General features: G+C 58.8%; 20 protein-coding genes. 11 read left to right on the forward strand and 9 right to left on the reverse strand.

From position 1 onward, the window contains the following. Positions 1-17: 17 nt before the first annotated feature. Positions 18-2528 (reverse strand): ABC transporter permease, encoded by a 2511-nt coding sequence (locus tag ACEN2T_RS11495; protein ID WP_442116772.1) that lies wholly within the window; start codon positions 2526-2528, stop codon positions 18-20. After that, entirely contained in the window at positions 2528-3211 is a 684-nt protein-coding gene (locus tag ACEN2T_RS11500) for an ABC transporter ATP-binding protein (protein WP_032888990.1), read from the reverse strand. Before ACEN2T_RS11500 ends, ACEN2T_RS11495 begins: the two co-directional genes overlap by 1 nt. Before the next feature lie 10 nt (positions 3212-3221). On the opposite strand from ACEN2T_RS11500, the gene ACEN2T_RS11505 reads away from it, so the two are divergent. The 3 genes from ACEN2T_RS11505 to ACEN2T_RS11515 all read left to right on the forward strand — a co-directional run bounded on the left by ACEN2T_RS11505 (position 3222) and on the right by ACEN2T_RS11515 (position 5234). Then, entirely contained in the window at positions 3222-3827 is a 606-nt protein-coding gene (locus ACEN2T_RS11505; protein ID WP_032888992.1) for an arylesterase, read from the forward strand. A 58-nt stretch (positions 3828-3885) separates the two neighbouring features. Then, positions 3886-4179 carry a hypothetical protein gene (locus ACEN2T_RS11510; protein WP_010211879.1) on the forward strand — a complete coding sequence of 98 codons (294 nt, stop codon included), beginning with the start codon at positions 3886-3888 and terminating at the stop codon, positions 4177-4179. Between the two features lie 86 nt (positions 4180-4265). Next, entirely contained in the window at positions 4266-5234 is a 969-nt protein-coding gene (locus ACEN2T_RS11515; protein ID WP_032888994.1) for a L,D-transpeptidase family protein, read from the forward strand. Between the two features lie 135 nt (positions 5235-5369). Here the strand turns inward: ACEN2T_RS11515 and oprI are convergent, their stop codons facing one another. Then, complete coding sequence (gene oprI, locus ACEN2T_RS11520) at positions 5370-5621, reverse strand: outer membrane lipoprotei OprI (protein WP_003172710.1); 252 nt, start codon at positions 5619-5621, stop codon at positions 5370-5372. A 612-nt stretch (positions 5622-6233) separates the two neighbouring features. Between oprI and ACEN2T_RS11525 the strand changes: the two genes are divergently transcribed. Next, the gene (locus ACEN2T_RS11525; RefSeq protein WP_003189869.1) at positions 6234-6515 is read left to right on the forward strand and encodes a GNAT family N-acetyltransferase; all 282 of its coding nucleotides are present in this window, start codon (positions 6234-6236) and stop codon (positions 6513-6515) included. A 64-nt stretch (positions 6516-6579) separates the two neighbouring features. Here the strand turns inward: ACEN2T_RS11525 and ACEN2T_RS11530 are convergent, their stop codons facing one another. Then, positions 6580-7656, reverse strand: a complete 1077-nt coding sequence (locus ACEN2T_RS11530) for a 3-deoxy-7-phosphoheptulonate synthase (protein WP_032888996.1) — start codon at positions 7654-7656, stop codon at positions 6580-6582. Positions 7657-7787: 131 nt separating this feature from the next. After that, on the reverse strand, positions 7788-8222 hold the full coding sequence (locus tag ACEN2T_RS11535) for a pilus assembly protein PilZ (protein ID WP_032888998.1): 435 nt from the start codon (positions 8220-8222) through the stop codon (positions 7788-7790). Between ACEN2T_RS11535 and ACEN2T_RS11540 the strand changes: the two genes are divergently transcribed. The 5 genes from ACEN2T_RS11540 (at position 8221) to cysB (ending at position 12124) form a co-directional block, all read left to right on the forward strand. Beyond that, positions 8221-8607 carry a thioredoxin gene (locus tag ACEN2T_RS11540; RefSeq protein ID WP_122752693.1) on the forward strand — a complete coding sequence of 129 codons (387 nt, stop codon included), beginning with the start codon at positions 8221-8223 and terminating at the stop codon, positions 8605-8607. The genes ACEN2T_RS11535 and ACEN2T_RS11540 overlap by 2 nt on opposite strands. After that, positions 8604-9557 carry a putative 2-dehydropantoate 2-reductase gene (locus ACEN2T_RS11545; RefSeq protein ID WP_095184218.1) on the forward strand — a complete coding sequence of 318 codons (954 nt, stop codon included), beginning with the start codon at positions 8604-8606 and terminating at the stop codon, positions 9555-9557. Before ACEN2T_RS11540 ends, ACEN2T_RS11545 begins: the two co-directional genes overlap by 4 nt. 16 nt (positions 9558-9573) lie before the next feature. Continuing rightward, entirely contained in the window at positions 9574-10491 is a 918-nt protein-coding gene (locus ACEN2T_RS11550; RefSeq protein WP_442116773.1) for a 5'-nucleotidase, read from the forward strand. A 53-nt stretch (positions 10492-10544) separates the two neighbouring features. Next, on the forward strand, positions 10545-11045 hold the full coding sequence (locus ACEN2T_RS11555; protein ID WP_032889006.1) for a universal stress protein: 501 nt from the start codon (positions 10545-10547) through the stop codon (positions 11043-11045). Positions 11046-11149: 104 nt separating this feature from the next. After that, positions 11150-12124: an HTH-type transcriptional regulator CysB gene (gene cysB, locus ACEN2T_RS11560; RefSeq protein ID WP_003189876.1), complete on the forward strand. Its 975-nt coding sequence runs from the start codon at positions 11150-11152 to the stop codon at positions 12122-12124. Between the two features lie 5 nt (positions 12125-12129). On the opposite strand, the gene ACEN2T_RS11565 is transcribed toward cysB, so the two are convergent. Both ACEN2T_RS11565 and ACEN2T_RS11570 read right to left on the reverse strand, forming a co-directional pair. Continuing rightward, a complete protein-coding gene (locus ACEN2T_RS11565; protein ID WP_032889009.1) occupies positions 12130-12612 on the reverse strand; it encodes a GreA/GreB family elongation factor in 483 nt (160 codons plus the stop codon). A gap of 12 nt (positions 12613-12624) precedes the next feature. Beyond that, positions 12625-12993: a hypothetical protein gene (locus ACEN2T_RS11570; RefSeq protein ID WP_032889011.1), complete on the reverse strand. Its 369-nt coding sequence runs from the start codon at positions 12991-12993 to the stop codon at positions 12625-12627. 132 nt (positions 12994-13125) lie between these two features. Between ACEN2T_RS11570 and earP the strand changes: the two genes are divergently transcribed. Together earP and ACEN2T_RS11580 are read left to right on the forward strand one after the other, a co-directional pair. Then, a complete protein-coding gene (gene earP, locus ACEN2T_RS11575; protein ID WP_442116774.1) occupies positions 13126-14259 on the forward strand; it encodes an elongation factor P maturation arginine rhamnosyltransferase EarP in 1134 nt (377 codons plus the stop codon). Positions 14260-14308: 49 nt separating this feature from the next. Further along, positions 14309-14881: an elongation factor P gene (locus ACEN2T_RS11580; RefSeq protein WP_032889016.1), complete on the forward strand. Its 573-nt coding sequence runs from the start codon at positions 14309-14311 to the stop codon at positions 14879-14881. A gap of 62 nt (positions 14882-14943) precedes the next feature. Here ACEN2T_RS11580 and ACEN2T_RS11585 read toward each other — a convergent pair whose 3' ends face one another. Beyond that, positions 14944-15363 carry an organic hydroperoxide resistance protein gene (locus ACEN2T_RS11585; protein WP_010176159.1) on the reverse strand — a complete coding sequence of 140 codons (420 nt, stop codon included), beginning with the start codon at positions 15361-15363 and terminating at the stop codon, positions 14944-14946. A 143-nt stretch (positions 15364-15506) separates the two neighbouring features. Next, the gene (locus ACEN2T_RS11590; RefSeq protein WP_122755792.1) at positions 15507-15959 is read right to left on the reverse strand and encodes a MarR family winged helix-turn-helix transcriptional regulator; all 453 of its coding nucleotides are present in this window, start codon (positions 15957-15959) and stop codon (positions 15507-15509) included. Between the last annotated feature and the right edge of the window lie 22 nt (positions 15960-15981).

Here is a 15981-nt window from a genome sequence, read left to right on the forward strand (position 1 = left end):
TGCGGGCCATCGGCGTTTCAGCCTTCGCGCAATACCGTCAGTGGGCTGGCATTCAACGCGCGGCGTGTGCCGAATACTCCTGCGGCACCGATCAGTACGGCGCCGATGATCGGCAGCAGCAACAGCCATGGGTGCGGGTGCCAGACCAGGTCAAAGGCATAACGGTACAGCACCCAGGTCACCAGTTCGGTACCCAATGCCGCCAACAAACCGCTGACGGCGCCCAGCAAGCCAAACTCGATACGCCGTGCCTTGACCAGCAACTTGCGTTCCGCGCCCAGCGCTCGTAGCAGTGCGCCTTGGCGGATGCGCTCGTCCAGCGTGGCCTGTAAACCGGAGAACAACACGGCCATCCCGGCAGCCAGTACAAACAACAGCACGTATTCCACCGCCAGGGTCACTTGGGCGAGGATGCTGCGCAATTGCTCCAGCAGGGCCTCAACCTGGAGGATCGTAACCGCCGGAAATGCTCGCGACAGATCGACGATTTGTTGGTCATGCCCTGACGCCAGGTAGAAGCTGGTCAGGTAGGTGGCCGGCAGGTCCTTCAACGTGCCGGGCTGAAAAATCATGAAGAAGTTCGGCTGGAAGTTATCCCAGTTGATGGTTCGCAGGCTGGTGACCCGCGCTTCACGATTTTCCCCGGCAATGGTGAACACCAGGTGATCGTTCAACTTGAGCTTGAGGCTTTCAGCAACTTTGGCTTCTACCGAGACGCCAGGAATATCCTCGGTGGGTCGTTGCGACCACCATGAGCCTGCAGTCAGCGTATTGCCCGGTGGCAGGTCGGCGGCCCAGGTCAGGCTCAGGTCGCGTTGTACTGCGCGGTCGCCGCTGGAGTCCTTGCTGACTATGTCCTGTACCGGGTCGCCATTAATGCTAATCAACCGGCCCGGCACCACGGGGTACAGCGGCGCTGATTGCGCCTGCACTTCCAGCAGGCGGGCGCTAAAGGCGTCCTTGTCGGCCGGCAGGATGTTCAGCGCAAAGTAGTTAGGCGCGTCCTTGGGCAACTGGTTTTGCCAAGTGTCCAGCAATTCGCCGCGCAGCAGGGCGATCAAACCCATGGACAATAAGATCAAGCCAAACGCCAGTGACTGGCCCGCCGCCGCCAATGGGTGGCGCAGCAGTTGGCCCAAGCCCAGGCGCCAGGGCAGGGAGGCGCGAGCCAGCAGGCGCCGCAGGCTTTGCAACAGCAGCAAAAGCAAGCCGCCGAGGACCAGCGCAGCCACCACGCCACCGCCCAGCAGGGCGAAGGTCAGCACCAGATCCAGGCTCAGGCGCCACATGATCAGGCCCAGTGCGAACAGCGCAGTGCCGTAAACCATCCAGGTGCTGGACGGAATTGGCAGCAGGTCGCGGCGCAACACCCGCAACGGCGGTACCCGACCGAGTGCTGCCAACGGCGGCAGGGCGAAACCGGCGAGAGCCACCAGCCCGGTGCCGATCCCGGCAACGGCCGGCAACAGTCCCCCGGGGGGAACATCCGCTGGCAGCAGGTCGTGCAGGAAATAGAACAAGCCGAACTGTGCCAGCCAACCGAGCAGGGCGCCGGCCAGGCTTGCGAGCAAACCCAGTACGGTCAGTTGCAGGCTGAACAGCAACATGGCTTCGCGTCGTGACAGTCCCAGGCAGCGCAGCAATGCACTGGCGTCGAAGCGTCGGGTGGCAAAGCGGTTGGCCGACAAAGCCACGGCCACGCCGGCCAGCAGCACGGCTACCAGGCTGGCCATGTTCAGGTAGCGCTCGGCTTTGCCCAAGGCGCCGCCAATCTGTTGATTGCCGTCGCGTGAGTCCTGCAGTCGCTGGTTGGCGGCGAGCCCCGGCTTGAGCAGGTCGCGATAGGTTTGCAGCACCGTGCTTTCCGGCGGCCCGCGCCATAATTCGCGGTAGCTGACGCGGCTGCCGGGTTGGACCACGCCGGTGGCGTCCAGGTCTGCCAGGTTGATCATCACCCTTGGCGTGAGGCTGTAGAAGTTGCCGGCGCGATCTGGTTCGTAGGTGAGTACGCGGGCCAGACGCAGGGTTTTCATGCCGACATCGACGCTGTCGCCGATTTTGAGGTCCAGTGCCGTCAGCAGCCGCGCCTCCACCCAGGCTTCGCCGGGTTTGGGGCCGCCGCCAGGGGTTTCATCGCCAAAGGGCGCAGCAGCGCTCTTCAGTTCGCCTCGCAGCGGATATTGCTCGTTGACCGCCTTGATACTGGAAAGCTGGATACCGTTATCTGTGGCGATAACACTGGAGAACTCCACGACTCGCGCGTGATCCAGACCCAGTTCGGTCCCGGAGCGGATTTGCTCGGAACGGGCTGGTGAGCTTCCTTCAAGTACCAGGTCGGCGCCTAGGAACTCGGTGGCGCGCAACATCATGGCGCCGTTGAGACGTGCACCGAAGTAACCGATAGCAGTGCTGGCGGCCACGGCCACCAGCAGGGCAAAGAACAACACGCGCAATTCGCCGGCGCGGGCATCGCGCAGCAATTGACGCATGGCAAGGCTGAACAGGCGCAACAGCGGCAAACGTGCCATCAAGGCTCCAGGGGCGCGACCATCAGGCCGGCTTCAAGGCGGATCAGGCGTCGGCAACGGTGGGCCAGGCGCTCGTCGTGGGTGACCAGCACCAGGGTCGTGCCGCTCTCTTTATTGAGCTCGAACAGCAGGTCGCTGATGCGCTCGCCGGTGTGGCTGTCGAGGTTGCCGGTGGGTTCATCGGCAAACAGCACGTCCGGTTCGGCGGCAAAGGCGCGGGCAATGGCTACACGCTGCTGCTCGCCACCGGAAAGTTGGCGTGGCGAGTGTGTGAGGCGCTGGCCGAGGCCCACGCGTTCCAGCAGGTGTTTGGCGCGCTCACGGGCGTCTTTGCGGCCATCCAGCTCCAGCGGCAGCATGACGTTCTCCAGCGCGTTGAGGCTGTCGAGCAGTTGGAACGACTGGAACACAAAGCCTACGTGTTCGGCGCGGATGCGTGCGCGCTGGTCTTCGTCGAGGCGGCTGAGGGCTTGTCCGGCGAGTGTGACTTCGCCGCTGCTGGGCAGGTCGAGTCCGGCCAGCAGGCCGAGGAGGGTGGATTTACCGGAGCCGGAGCTGCCGACGATAGCCAGGCTATCGCCCTTGTTCAGTTCGAGGCTCAGTTCGTGCAGGATAGTCAGTTCACCTTCCGCGCTGGGAACCACTTTGCTAAGGTTCCGCGCGGTGAGAATGCTTGCGCCCATGGAGAATCCGATGCGAATGTGGTTTTTGAGTGCTGGCCTGGCCTTGATGTGCATGGCCCAGAACGCAGCGGCGGGTACAGTCCTGATCGTTGGCGATAGTATCAGTGCCGGTTTCGGCCTGGATACACGCAAAGGGTGGGTTGCCTTGTTGGAGCAACGGCTCAAGAAGGAAGGTTTCGACGATAAAGTGGTCAACGCCTCCATCAGTGGTGATACCAGTGCTGGAGGTCTCGCGCGGCTGCCGGCGGCCCTTGCAGAGCATAAGCCTGAGGTAGTGATTATCGAACTGGGTGGCAATGACGGCCTGCGCGGTATGCCCCCTACGCAATTGCAACAAAATCTTGCGTCGATGATTCAGAAGTCCCAGGACAGCGGCGCGAAGGTGCTGTTGCTGGGCATGCAGATTCCACCTAACTATGGGAAGCGTTATGTCGACGCCTTCGCCAAAGTATTTGCCGATGTCGCCCAGCAGAAAAAGGTGCCGTTGGTACCGTTTTTCCTTGAAGGAATCGGCGGCAATTCGCAATTGATGCAGGCTGACGGGCTGCACCCGGCTGTCGCTGCTCAGGGCAAGTTGCTGGAAAATGTCTGGCCTACGCTAAAACCGCTGCTATGACGCTTTTCTACTGGCAGGCTTTCGGCTAAGGTGGCGCCCCCCCGATCTGGAGCCCCCGATGTCGCGTCCTGCCTGGTCACTGTTTAACTACCAACTGATCGAGCCGGACGAGCAGTTGGATCTCTTCGCCTGCCAGGAAGTGCGGGTGCATTTAGTGGCGCGTCAATTGGAACTGGGCGGCTCCATTGATCGCACGCTGTGCGGCACGTTACTGCCAGCGCAGCCACGTTGGTCGCGGGTTGATCGCTCGATTTTCCAGGACCAGCGCCTTTGCCCCTTGTGCCGGGCCATCTTGGAGTCCCAAAAGCGCGGCACACCGCCGATCTGGCCTGAGCTGCGTTTCGAACTCTAGCGGCCGCGACACGCTTGCAGCTAGAAGCTCACATCACGTATACAATCGATTTTTACCTACACGTCGTTCTGCGAAGGATTTTCCGGATGTTGTCGCGCCTTTCCGTCGTCACCTGCTGCCTGTCTCTCGCTGCACTCTGTGCGGCGGGTTCTGCATCTGCTTTGCAGTTGCCCTTGCCACCTCCGGGTGAAGACATCGTCGGCCAGGTCCAGGTGATCAAGGCCAAGTACGAAGACACCTTTGCCGACCTGGGCACCACTTACGACCTGGGCTATTCGGAAATGGTCGCGGCCAACCCAGGTGTTGATGCCTGGTTGCCGGGAGCGGGCACCGAGATCGTGCTGCCGACGCGTTTTATCCTGCCGCCGGGGCCTCGCGAGGGCATCGTGATCAACCTGGCGGAATACCGGCTCTATTATTTCCCCAAGGGCCAGAACGTGGTCTACACCTTCCCGTTGGGGATTGGTCGTGAGGGCTGGGGCTCGCCCATTGCCCACACCAGTATTATCGCCAAGACGCCGAACCCGACATGGACGCCGCCGGCTTCGATCAAGGCCGAACACGCCGCCAACGGTGATCCTTTGCCTAACGTGGTGCCTGCCGGACCAGATAATCCGCTGGGCCCGTTCAAGTTCACCCTGGGCACACCGGGTTACCTGATCCACGGCTCCAACATGAAGTTCGGTATTGGCACACGTACCAGTCATGGCTGTTTCCGCATGTTCAACAATAATGTGCTGGAGATGGCGGGCATGGTGCCGGTAGGTACGTCGGTGCGCATCATCAACGATGCCTACAAGTTCGGCAGCAGCGGCGGCAAGGTCTATCTGGAAGCGCATACGCCTTTGAATGATGATGGAACGCCATCGGTGGTCGACAAGCACACGGCGGTGATCAACGCTTTGCTCAAGCGTGAAGACTTGGCCAATAACCTGCGGGTCAATTGGGATCAGGTACGTGATGTGGTGGCCGCGGAAGATGGTTTGCCGACTGAAATCGGCGTGCCAGGTGGGGCGCCTATAGCGTCCAGCTCGCTGATCGATCTTCAGCAGTAACTCTGCTCGATCAAAAGCCCGCCCACAGCCTTGCGCTGCGGCGGGCTTTTTATTGCCTGCGTTCAGGTGCTAATCGCAGACAATAAAAAAGCCGATCCATAAATGGATCGGCTTGATAACAATCCCGAGGGATTATTACTTGCGGCTAGCTTTTTCAAGCATACGCAGAGCGCGCTCGTTAGCTTCGTCAGCAGTCTGTTGTGCTTTTTGAGCAGCAGCCAGAGCTTCATCAGCTTTACGGTAGGCTTCGTCTGCACGGGCCTGGGAGCGAGCTGCTGCGTCTTCAGTTGCAGTCAGACGAGCTTCGGTTTCTTTGGAGACGCTGCTGCAACCGGTAGCCAGAACTGCGGCCAGAGCCAGAGCAGAGAATTTCAGAACGTTGTTCATCGTGTTCCCCTTCAAGGACTTTCTATTAAATGGCTACTTTCTCAGAGTGAGCTAATAGCCAGCGTACATACTACCCATTACTTGTAGTAAGTAAACTGACGTAGCGCAAGAAGCAAAAAAAATTCTCGCACCTAATCTATTTTGGCTAATCTTTTGGAGGTTTGTATAAAAACCGTCCAATTTTTTTCATACGGGTGAAGATTGGATCCAGGCTGAAAGGGCCGGCCTGCATGCGTTAAGCTTTGTATATAGATGAAAATTTATATATTCGGGCCGACACTTACGTTGCGTTTGGCGTTGCTTGGCCGGGCATCTTTTACTCATGTAGAGGTGACTTTAAGAGCGCCTGTTCGTCTCAAGGTTCAACTGCCGGCAATGTTCAGGCTTTCGACCAGTGTTTGGTCGAGGCCCCTTCTATATCCACCAGCAGCAGGGGATGACGAGTGCGCCTTGAGCAATTTCAGGATTGGTGCCTACTATTCCCTACGAGCTGGTTGTTAGCGCTCAAGGTTTTCTCGTTGTCGAAACCGGCACGGGGTGGCGTAGATGTTCCTTCGCCGGAAAAACATCGGTAAGGTAGGGGTCAGAATTCAAGACCCGCGAGGAGTAGTGATGAGCGAGGCGTTGTCCATCCACCATGACCAGGCTGGTCATCAGTTCGAGACCAATGTGGACGGTCATCGTGCCTATCTGACCTATATGGACCTCGGGAAGCAGACCCTGGATATCTATCGGACCTTCGTGCCCAACGCACTGCGGGGCCGCGGCATTGCGGCGGCGTTGACCGAAGAGGCCTTAAAGTTTGCCGAAGAGGCTGGCTACACGGTGATCCCTTCCTGCTCCTATGTCGAACGCTACATGGAGCGCCACCAGCGTCATGCCGCGAAGCTCTGAGTGATCAGCAGACAATAAAAAAACGCCGGGCTTAGCCCGGCGTTTTTGTGTGTGCAGTTGCGGTTCAGGTGCGTTTGCGTGTCGGCAATACGTCCTTGAGCTTGGCGTGCATGCTGCGCAGGGTGTTTTCGGTGGCGGCCCAGTCGATGCAGGCATCGGTGATCGACACGCCGTACTGCAAGTCGGCCAGGTCTTTTGGAATCGCCTGGCATCCCCAGTTCAAATGGCTCTCGACCATCAGGCCGATGATCGACTGATTGCCTTCGAGGATCTGGTTGGCAACGTTTTCCATCACCAACGGCTGTAGGGCCGGATCCTTGTTGGAGTTGGCGTGGCTGCAATCGACCATAATGTTTGGCTTGATCTTGGCCTTGTTCAACGCTTGCTCGCACAACGCAACGCTGACTGAATCATAGTTGGGCTTGCCGTTGCCGCCGCGCAGTACCACGTGACCGTAGGCATTGCCCTTGGTGGTGACGATGGAGACGCCGCCTTCCTGATTGATACCCAGGAAACGGTGGGGGCTGGAAACTGATTGCAGCGCGTTGATCGCCACAGTCAGGCCGCCGTCGGTGCCGTTCTTGAAGCCCACGGCCGATGACAGACCGGACGCCATTTCACGGTGGGTCTGGGATTCGGTGGTACGCGCGCCGATGGCCGACCAGCTGATCAGGTCCTGCAGGTATTGCGGGGAGATCGGGTCAAGCGCTTCGGTGGCAGTGGGCAGGCCCATTTCGGCCAAGTCCAGCAGCAACTGACGACCAATGTGCAAACCGTCCTGGATCTTGAACGAGTCGTCCAGGTACGGGTCGTTGATCAAGCCTTTCCAGCCGACGGTGGTACGCGGCTTTTCGAAATAGACGCGCATCACCAAGTACAAGGTGTCGGACACTTCTGCCGCCAGTACCTTGAGGCGCTCAGCATATTCGTGTGCGGCCTTGAGGTCATGGATCGAGCATGGGCCGATTACCACAAAGAGGCGGTGGTCGGTGCCGTCGAGAATCTCACGGATGACTTCGCGACCCTTGGTGACGGTCTGCAGGGCAGCGTCGCTCAGGGGGATTTCGCGCTTGAGCTGATCGGGCGTGATCAGCGTCTCGTTGGATTCGACGTTTAGGTCATTGATCGGTAAATCAGCCATCGTGTTACTCGTCAGGGTCACGGGTGCCGGCCGCCAGCTATCCCCGTGCGGCGGAGCACAGCATGATTTGGATGCAGGGGGGAGGAACCTTAGCGCGTAACACGGGCCCGCGACAATGGGCAAAGCCCCCTTTAATCCCCTGCTGGCCGCACAAACGCCTCATGGGAGAAGTCACTGGCGTGTCGCGCCACCCACTCGCGGGCCAGGGCTTCGACTTTCGCAGGGCTAGGCTCAGCATCTTCGTGCTGGCGGCAGTAGCGCTCTATCCGGCATGCTTGTTCGCCCATGCGCGCACCGAACAACGCATGTTCATCGGTAAACGAAATTCCGACGCGGTAGCCGTTTTCCACCTTGCGACACCACGCCACGTAGCCTGGGTATCGGGCGGTGGCGCCCAGGGATGGAATGTGCAAGTCAACGGCCGTGCCCTGGCGCCAGGCGCGCGGCCAATTGCAGGCAATGCCACCCAGGCCGTTAGAGAGCAGGCGTTGGCGGGGTATGGCGGGAGAGGGGCGTTGGATTAACTCGACAGCGACATCATCAGGGTGAGGTAAAAAACGACCCATGTACACGGACTCCGAGCACCGTCCTGTAGACGGCAGTGGCAGCAGTATAGTGAAGGAACTGGAATTGACCGACCTGGATATTGACCAGCAATTGCTGGGATTGCCAGGGATTTCGCTCGTGGTGTTCACCAGCGTAGGATGCTCCAGCTGCCGTTGGGCGCGCCAGCAACTGCCCGGGTGGCACTTGCCGGTGGACCGTGTGTGCTGGGTGGATGCCGGGCACAACGGTGGCGCGGTTGAACGCTACCAGATCTTTCATTTGCCCGCGTTGTTCGTCGTGTGCGAGGGTCAATTCCTCGGACAATTACAGACACGTCTTACATCTGCCGACCTTGCCGACGCGATCAATCAAGCGTTGATCCGTACTCCAGAGGATTTGCCATGACAGTACAGTCGCCACGCGTTGGCATTATCGGAACCGGTGCCATCGGGGGATTCTACGGTGTGATGCTGGCTCGCGCCGGGTTCGATGTACACTTTCTGCTGCGCAGCGAATATGCCGCGGTCAGCGAGCACGGCTTGCACATCAACAGCACGGTGCACGGCAAGTTGCACCTGTACCCGGTTCAGGCCTACGCGCGCGCCGCCGATATGCCGCCGTGTGACTGGTTGCTGGTGGGCACCAAGTCCACGGGCAATGTTGAGTTGGCGCCGACCATTGCCCAAATCGCGGCGCCGGATGCCAAAGTGGTGCTGCTTCAAAACGGCCTGGATGTAGAAGACAGCCTGCGAGAACACCTGCCGCTGTCGCTGCATCTGCTCGGCGGCCTGTGCTATATCGGCGTGCACCGTTCTGGTCCGGGTGTGGTTGAGCATCAAGCCTTGGGCCGGGTCAATCTGGGCTATCACAGCGGTTCTGCTGCTAACGATGAGGCTCGTCAGAAAGCAATTGTCGAGGCAGGCGCCGCGTTGTTTCATAAGGCTGGTATCGAGTCCCAGGCCATGGCCAATGTGCATCAGGCGCGCTGGCACAAGCTGGTGTGGAACGTACCTTACAACGGCCTTTCGGTAGTGTTGGGGACTGGCACCACGGCCCTGATGGCCGACGAATCCAGTCGCCAACTGATCCAGGCGCTGATGGCTGAAGTGGTGCAGGGTGCCCATGCCTGTGGCCAGGAAATCCCCAAGAGTTACGCTGAGCAGATGTTTGCCATGACCGAAACCATGGACGATTACTTGCCGAGCATGTACCACGACCACGTACATAAGCGCCCGCTGGAGCTGGAGGCCATCTATGCTCGCCCTCTGGCAGCCGCCAAAGCCGCGGGCTGCGAATTACCGCGTATGCAGGCGCTGTATCAGGCCTTGAGTTTTATTGATCGGCATAACCGCTGATTCGGGGGGTAAATGCATGGCGAAGGGATTAGGCGACAAACTGGTGCTGGCGATTTCGTCGCGGGCCTTGTTCGACCTGAGCGACAGCCACAAGGTCTATCTCGCTCAAGGGGTGGAGGCCTACCGCAAATACCAGATCGAACACGAGGAAGAAATCCTTGAGCCCGGCGACGCCTTCCCTCTGGTCAAAAAGCTGTTGAGCCTCAACGCCAGCCTGGGTCGTGCCCGGGTTGAAGTGGTGCTCGTATCGCGCAACAGTGCCGACACTGGCCTGCGCGTATTTAACTCTATTCAGCACTACGGCCTGGATATTTCCCGCGCCGCTTTCGTAGGAGGGCGTAGCCCTTATCCTTATTTGGCCGCCTTTGGTTGCCATCTGTTTCTTTCGACCCATGCTGAAGATGTGCGCAGCGCCCTTGATGCCGGCTTTGCAGCGGCGACGATTTTGTCGGGCGGCCCGAGACGGGCTTCCAGCGAGGAACTGCACATCGCCTTTGACGGCGACGCGGTGTTGTTTTCCGATGAGTCGGAGCGCGTGTACCAGGCCGGCGGGTTAGCCGCGTTCCAGGCCAGCGAGCGCGAATCGGCGCGCCAGCCCTTGCACGGCGGTCCGTTCAAGGGGTTTCTGGCCGCGCTGAACCTATTGCAGCGCGAGTTTCCTGAAGAGGCCTGTCCGATCCGCACAGCTTTGGTAACCGCCCGTTCGGCGCCGTCTCACGAGCGGGTGATTCGCACGTTGCGTGAGTGGGATATTCGCTTGGACGAATCCTTGTTTCTTGGCGGTCTGGAGAAGTCCGCGTTCCTGGAAGCGTTTGCCGCTGATGTATTTTTCGATGACCAAGCCGGTCATTGCGAGAAAGCCAGGGAGGTGGTGGCCACGGGGCACGTGCCCCATGGCATCAGTAATGAGGTGAGGATTCAGGCCGAGAGTTAGGGCCGCTGCTAAGCTCATTCAATCTCCTCCACCCTGGCAGTCCAGGAGGTTTTATGATTCGTTCGATGCTGTACGCCACGGACCTCGGTCTGTACGCGCCCTATGTGATGCAGCATGCACTGGCGCTGGCGCGAACGTTCAAGGCTGACCTGTATGTGATTCACGCGGTCGAGCCTATTGGGTTGTTCGCCGAATCGGTGCTGCAGAGCTACCTTGATGAAGCGGCGTTGAGTGAATGGCAGACCCAAGGGCTTAGCACGGTGATGGCGACCATCGAGCAGCGGGTGCTCGACAGTTTCCGCGAGGAGTTGGGGGAGGGTGAGCAGGACTTGAAGTTGATCCGCTCGGTACGTGTGATTCAGGGGGACCCGTGCGAGGTGATTCTCGACCAACTGCGCAAGCTGTCCGTCGACCTGTTGATCGTCGGTAGCCACAGCCATGCAACCGGCACGACAGCGCCGCTTGGGCGTACCGCGGCACGGGTGCTGCAGCTGTCTACGGTGCCGGTTTACTTGGTGCCGTCCTTACAAGGTCGACGCATTGATGACGTATGACCGGTAGAAAACGATAAAAAGTTCTAGATTTATCCGTCTAACCTTTAATATAGTTATATACCGTCGCTGATACCCGTGGCGTCTATCTGCTTTGAGGGACACATATGAAGCTTCAACAACTGCGCTACATCTGGGAAGTGGCGCACCACGACCTCAACGTTTCCGCTACCGCTCAAAGCCTGTACACCTCGCAACCCGGTATCAGCAAGCAGATACGCCTGCTCGAAGACGAGCTGGGCGTCGAAGTGTTCGCGCGCAGCGGCAAGCATCTAACCCGTGTCACCCCGGCTGGTGAGCGCATCATCACTACTGCCGGCGAGATCCTGCGTAAAGTCGAAAGCATCAAGCAGATCGCTCAGGAATTTTCCAACGAGAAAAAAGGCACTCTATCGATCGCCACCACCCACACCCAGGCGCGTTATGCATTGCCTCCGGTGATCCGCGATTTCATCAAGCAATACCCGGACGTGGCCTTGCACATGCACCAGGGCTCGCCGATGCAAATCGCCGAGATGGCTGCTGATGGCACCGTCGATTTTGCCATCGCCACCGAAGCCCTGGAACTGTTCGGTGACCTGGTGATGATGCCGTGCTACCGCTGGAACCGTTGCGTTGTGGTGCCTCAGGGGCACCCGTTGGCCAAACTGCCGAAGCTGACCCTCGAAGCCCTGGCTGAATACCCGATCGTGACCTACGTGTTCGGTTTCACTGGCCGCTCCAAGCTCGACGAAGCTTTCAGCCATCGCGGCCTCACACCGAAAGTGGTGTTCACCGCCGCCGACGCCGACGTGATCAAGACTTACGTGCGCCTGGGCCTGGGTGTGGGTATCGTCGCCAAGATGGCCGTCGACACCAACCTCGACAAAGACCTGGTGGTTCTCGACGCCAGCGAGTTGTTCGAATCCAGCGTGACCAAGATCGGCTTCCGGCGTGGCACGTTCCTGCGTGGGTTCATGTGCGACTTCATCGAGAAGTTTGCGCCGCACCTGACCCGCGAAGTGATGGCCAAGGCGATCCAGTGCCATAACAAACAGGAACTGGAAGAGCTGTTCGACGGCGTTGAATTGCCCGTCCACTGAGTGGTTTATCGGGCCTCGGTAACCGTAAACAGTTGCCGGGCGCCTGCCACCAGAATCTCTACCTCATCGCCTTCGAACTTGCCCAGCAGGCTTTTGCCCATGGGCGAGCGCGGGGTGATGACAGTCACCGGTTGCCCGACCACATCCACCTTCAAGCCTGCAGCATCAGGCGCCAGGAATAGCCATTGCTGGCGACCGTTCTCGTCCTCCAGGCCCAATAGCGCGCCGACTTCTATGCCTCGTTGATCATCGTAGGCACGCAACTGCAGGTTCTGGCACAGCGCGAGCGCTTGCTTGATTTCCTCGACCCGTTTGGCCTGCCCGGCCGCGAGATACGAAGCCTCCAACCCCAGGGTGTCGTATTTGTTTTCCGCGATGTTCTCTTCGTGAGTCGCGGTTTCGTAGGCGGTCTGCGCGGCGCGCTGGGCGATATCGAGATCGACAGTGAGTTTTTCCAGGATCAACTGGAGGACGGCGTGCTTATTCATGGTTGTGCTTGATCATTCGCAGAATTGCAGGACATTGGCCCGGCTCTTTTCATTGGGCGCATTCTGGTCCTGTTGCAGCCAGAACTGGCATTTGGGGTTGGACAGGTTACGTGCGTTGTTACGTGCCTGGTCCAGGGCTTGTTGCTGTTCCTGCTTGTGCAGGTTCTGCTGGTACTGCTCGAACATACGGTTGGGTGGCTCAGGCGCGACAACGGTCGGCTTGCCCAATTGCTGGACTGCCTGCGCCACCGGCGCAAGGCTTTGCGGGAACAGGTAGCTCGACGCCAGCCAGGTGGTCAGCGCAATGGCGATAAACCCCAGCCATACACCCAAGGCGATAGCGATGCACAGCTTGAGCAGCGACAACGATTGATCCGACATGATGGCCTCCTGGCGGGCATTTGCGGCGTAGCGGCGATTGTCGCACAGCCACTGTGCAGAATAATCGCGATCAAGCCTTCTGCATCGGCGCATTTATGCGGACAATCGAGCCTTTGAGCGTTGGAGCCCGGAATGAAAGCCCGCTGGGATATTTTTTGCAGCGTTGTCGATAACTTCGGCGACATCGGCGTGACTTGGCGGCTGGCCCGGCAATTGGTGGTGGAGCATGGCTGCGAGGTGCGCTTGTGGGTTGATGACCTGCGGGCCTTCGAACGCATGTGCCCCGAGGTGGATGTGCAGCGGGAGCAACAGTGGCAGGAGGGCGTTGATGTACACCACTGGCCAGCCCAATGGTCTCCAACTCCTGCCGGAGATGTGGTGATTGCTGCTTTCGCCTGCCAGTTACCGCTTGAGTATATGGAAGCCATGGCCGAGCGTGAGCGCACGCCGTTGTGGATGAACCTGGATTACCTCAGTGCCGAGGACTGGGTGGTGGGCTGCCATCGCCTGCCGTCGGTGAAGTTCAAGGGAGTACAGAAGTACTTCTTTTTCCCCGGCTTCCGATCTGGTACTGGCGGTTTGCTCCGTGAGGCGGGGTTGCTGGAAAAGCGTCACGCTTTTCAACTGGATGTCGCTGCGCAGCGACAATTCCTGCAAACCGTGGGTGTGATTCCGGATGATGGTGCGCGGCTGTTCTCACTGTTTGCCTACGAAAACGCTGGTCTCGCCGGATGGCTGGACGTCTTATCGACGGACGGGCGTGCCACTCATCTATTGGTGCCGGAGGGCCGCATCCTCGGTGACGTACAGCGCTGGCTCGGTGTAGGAGGGCTCGTCGCGGGCGATATTCATCAACGTAAGTCTCTGACCGTGCAGGTGCTGCCGTTCGTGCGTCAGGAGCAATATGACCACCTGCTGTGGTGCTGTGACTTTAACGCAGTGCGCGGTGAAGACTCGTTCGTCCGCGCCCAATGGGCGGGGCGCCCGTTGCTGTGGCACATCTACCGCCAGGACGAAGACATACACCTCGACAAGCTAGATGCCTTCCTGGAGTTGTACACCGCCGCCTTATCACCGGCCGCGAAGGCGGCGTTGGTCGCGCTTTGGCAGGCTTGGAACACCGAGGGTGACATGGCACAGCCGTGGAAAAAATTGTTGGAGCACTGGCCGGAAGTCACTCAACACGCCGAAACGTGGTGTCTGGAACAGGGCTTGCAGGCTGATCTTGCGACGGCGCTGGTACAGTTTTATGAAAGTTGGATATGATACGCCACCTTGATTTTTGTAAATCCCATCCAAATTTCGGATATATGCAATGAAAACTGGTAAAGAACTGAAACCCGGTACAGTGATCCGTCTCGAAAACGACCCTTGGCTGGTTCAGAAAGCTGAGTTCACCAAGTCTGGTCGTAACAGCGCAATCATGAAGACCAAGCTGAAGAACCTGCTGACCGGTTACAAGACCGAGATCGTCTACAGCGCCGATGACAAACTGGACGACGTAATCCTCGACCGCAAAGAAGCGACCCTGTCCTTCATCAGCGGCGACACCTACACGTTCATGGACACCACTGACTACACCATGTACGAGCTGAACGCTGAAGACATTGAAGCCGTTCTGCCGTTCGTGGAAGAAGGTATGGAAGATATCTGCGAAGCGATCTTCTTCGAAGAGCGTTTGGTTTCCGTTGAACTGCCAACCACTATCGTGCGTAAAGTTGCCTACACCGAAGGCTCCGCTCGCGGCGACACTTCGGGCAAGGTGATGAAGCCTGCCAAGCTGGCTAACGGTACCGAGCTGCAAGTAGCTGATTTCATCGAAATCGACGACCTGATCGAGATCGACACCCGCGAAGGCGGTTCGTACAAAGGCCGCGCCAAGAAGTAATTCTGGCTCCGCCCATAAAAAAACCCGACTTCACGTCGGGTTTTTTTATGGGCGGGTGTTTTTCATACGGTTACATGCAGGCGCACATCGACGTTGCCACGGGTGGCGTTGGAGTACGGGCAGACTTGGTGAGCCGCATCGACCAGGCTTTGCGCGTCATCCTGGGCCAGGCCTGGCAGGCTGATGTGCAGGTCGATGTCCAAGCCGAAACCGCCGGGGATCTGGCCGATGCCTACGTGGGCAGTGATCGAGGCGTCGTCCGGGATTTTGCGTTTGGTCTGGCTGGCAACGAATTTCAGCGCGCCGATAAAGCAGGCCGAGTAGCCAGCAGCGAACAGTTGTTCCGGGTTAGTGGCTTGGCCACCGGCGCCGCCCAGCTCTTTAGGCGTGGAGAGCTTAACGTCGAGAATGTTATCGCTGGAAACAGCGCGACCATCACGTCCGCCGGTGGCGGTGGCTACTGCGGTGTAGAGAGTTTGCATGGTGTCGTCCTCGGTCTAGTGTTTCGCAAAATATTTGCGCGCTAATTAGTTTGTGAGGCAAATGTATAGCGCTAATATTTAGTGCACAAGATAATTTTTGAAATGTTTTCCGGGGAGTGCTGCAAGTCAATGCGTGAAGGTGGCTAAACGGTGCTTTGCAGGTTACTGCGCAACGTAATCAGATCAGCTTGCAGCTTGCGCAACTGCTCCAGTTCCAAACCGCTGGCCCTGAGGATGCACTGCGGAATACCCATTGCCTTGTCCTGCAAGGCACGTCCCGCGGCAGTCAATTCCACCACCACCACCCGTTCATCTTCGCGGCTGCGGGTGCGGCTGAGAAGGCCTTCGGCCTCCAGGCGCTTGAGCAGTGGCGTCAGTGAGCCAGGGTCCGTCAGCAGGCGGCTGCTGATTTCGCCGACAGTCAAACCGTCCTCTTCCCACAGCACCATCATGGCTAAGTACTGCGGGTACGTCAGGCCGAGAGCTTGCAGCAGAGGCTTGTAGACCTTGGTCATAAGCAATGAAGTGGAGTGCAAGGCGAAACACAGCTGGTTATTCAGCATCAGGGATTCGCACGGATCAGGGTTTTTGCTCATGGCGGTGCCTTAAAAACGTGTA

The sequence above is a fragment of the Pseudomonas sp. W22_MBD1_FP4 genome (assembly GCF_052113765.1).
GTDB lineage: Bacteria > Pseudomonadota > Gammaproteobacteria > Pseudomonadales > Pseudomonadaceae > Aquipseudomonas > Aquipseudomonas sivasensis.

Coding starts and splice junctions, on each gene's coding strand:
- ACEN2T_RS11495 (WP_442116772.1), bottom strand. CDS start 2,528: ATGGCACGTTTGCCGCTGTTGCGCCTGTTCAGCCTTGCCATGCGTCAA.
- ACEN2T_RS11500 (WP_032888990.1), bottom strand. CDS start 3,211: ATGGGCGCAAGCATTCTCACCGCGCGGAACCTTAGCAAAGTGGTTCCC.
- ACEN2T_RS11505 (WP_032888992.1), top strand. CDS start 3,222: ATGCGAATGTGGTTTTTGAGTGCTGGCCTGGCCTTGATGTGCATGGCC.
- ACEN2T_RS11510 (WP_010211879.1), top strand. CDS start 3,886: ATGTCGCGTCCTGCCTGGTCACTGTTTAACTACCAACTGATCGAGCCG.
- ACEN2T_RS11515 (WP_032888994.1), top strand. CDS start 4,266: ATGTTGTCGCGCCTTTCCGTCGTCACCTGCTGCCTGTCTCTCGCTGCA.
- oprI (WP_003172710.1), bottom strand. CDS start 5,621: ATGAACAACGTTCTGAAATTCTCTGCTCTGGCTCTGGCCGCAGTTCTG.
- ACEN2T_RS11525 (WP_003189869.1), top strand. CDS start 6,234: ATGAGCGAGGCGTTGTCCATCCACCATGACCAGGCTGGTCATCAGTTC.
- ACEN2T_RS11530 (WP_032888996.1), bottom strand. CDS start 7,656: ATGGCTGATTTACCGATCAATGACCTAAACGTCGAATCCAACGAGACG.
- ACEN2T_RS11540 (WP_122752693.1), top strand. CDS start 8,221: ATGTACACGGACTCCGAGCACCGTCCTGTAGACGGCAGTGGCAGCAGT.
- ACEN2T_RS11535 (WP_032888998.1), bottom strand. CDS start 8,222: ATGGGTCGTTTTTTACCTCACCCTGATGATGTCGCTGTCGAGTTAATC.
- ACEN2T_RS11545 (WP_095184218.1), top strand. CDS start 8,604: ATGACAGTACAGTCGCCACGCGTTGGCATTATCGGAACCGGTGCCATC.
- ACEN2T_RS11550 (WP_442116773.1), top strand. CDS start 9,574: ATGGCGAAGGGATTAGGCGACAAACTGGTGCTGGCGATTTCGTCGCGG.
- ACEN2T_RS11555 (WP_032889006.1), top strand. CDS start 10,545: ATGATTCGTTCGATGCTGTACGCCACGGACCTCGGTCTGTACGCGCCC.
- cysB (WP_003189876.1), top strand. CDS start 11,150: ATGAAGCTTCAACAACTGCGCTACATCTGGGAAGTGGCGCACCACGAC.
- ACEN2T_RS11565 (WP_032889009.1), bottom strand. CDS start 12,612: ATGAATAAGCACGCCGTCCTCCAGTTGATCCTGGAAAAACTCACTGTC.
- ACEN2T_RS11570 (WP_032889011.1), bottom strand. CDS start 12,993: ATGTCGGATCAATCGTTGTCGCTGCTCAAGCTGTGCATCGCTATCGCC.
- earP (WP_442116774.1), top strand. CDS start 13,126: ATGAAAGCCCGCTGGGATATTTTTTGCAGCGTTGTCGATAACTTCGGC.
- ACEN2T_RS11580 (WP_032889016.1), top strand. CDS start 14,309: ATGAAAACTGGTAAAGAACTGAAACCCGGTACAGTGATCCGTCTCGAA.
- ACEN2T_RS11585 (WP_010176159.1), bottom strand. CDS start 15,363: ATGCAAACTCTCTACACCGCAGTAGCCACCGCCACCGGCGGACGTGAT.
- ACEN2T_RS11590 (WP_122755792.1), bottom strand. CDS start 15,959: ATGAGCAAAAACCCTGATCCGTGCGAATCCCTGATGCTGAATAACCAG.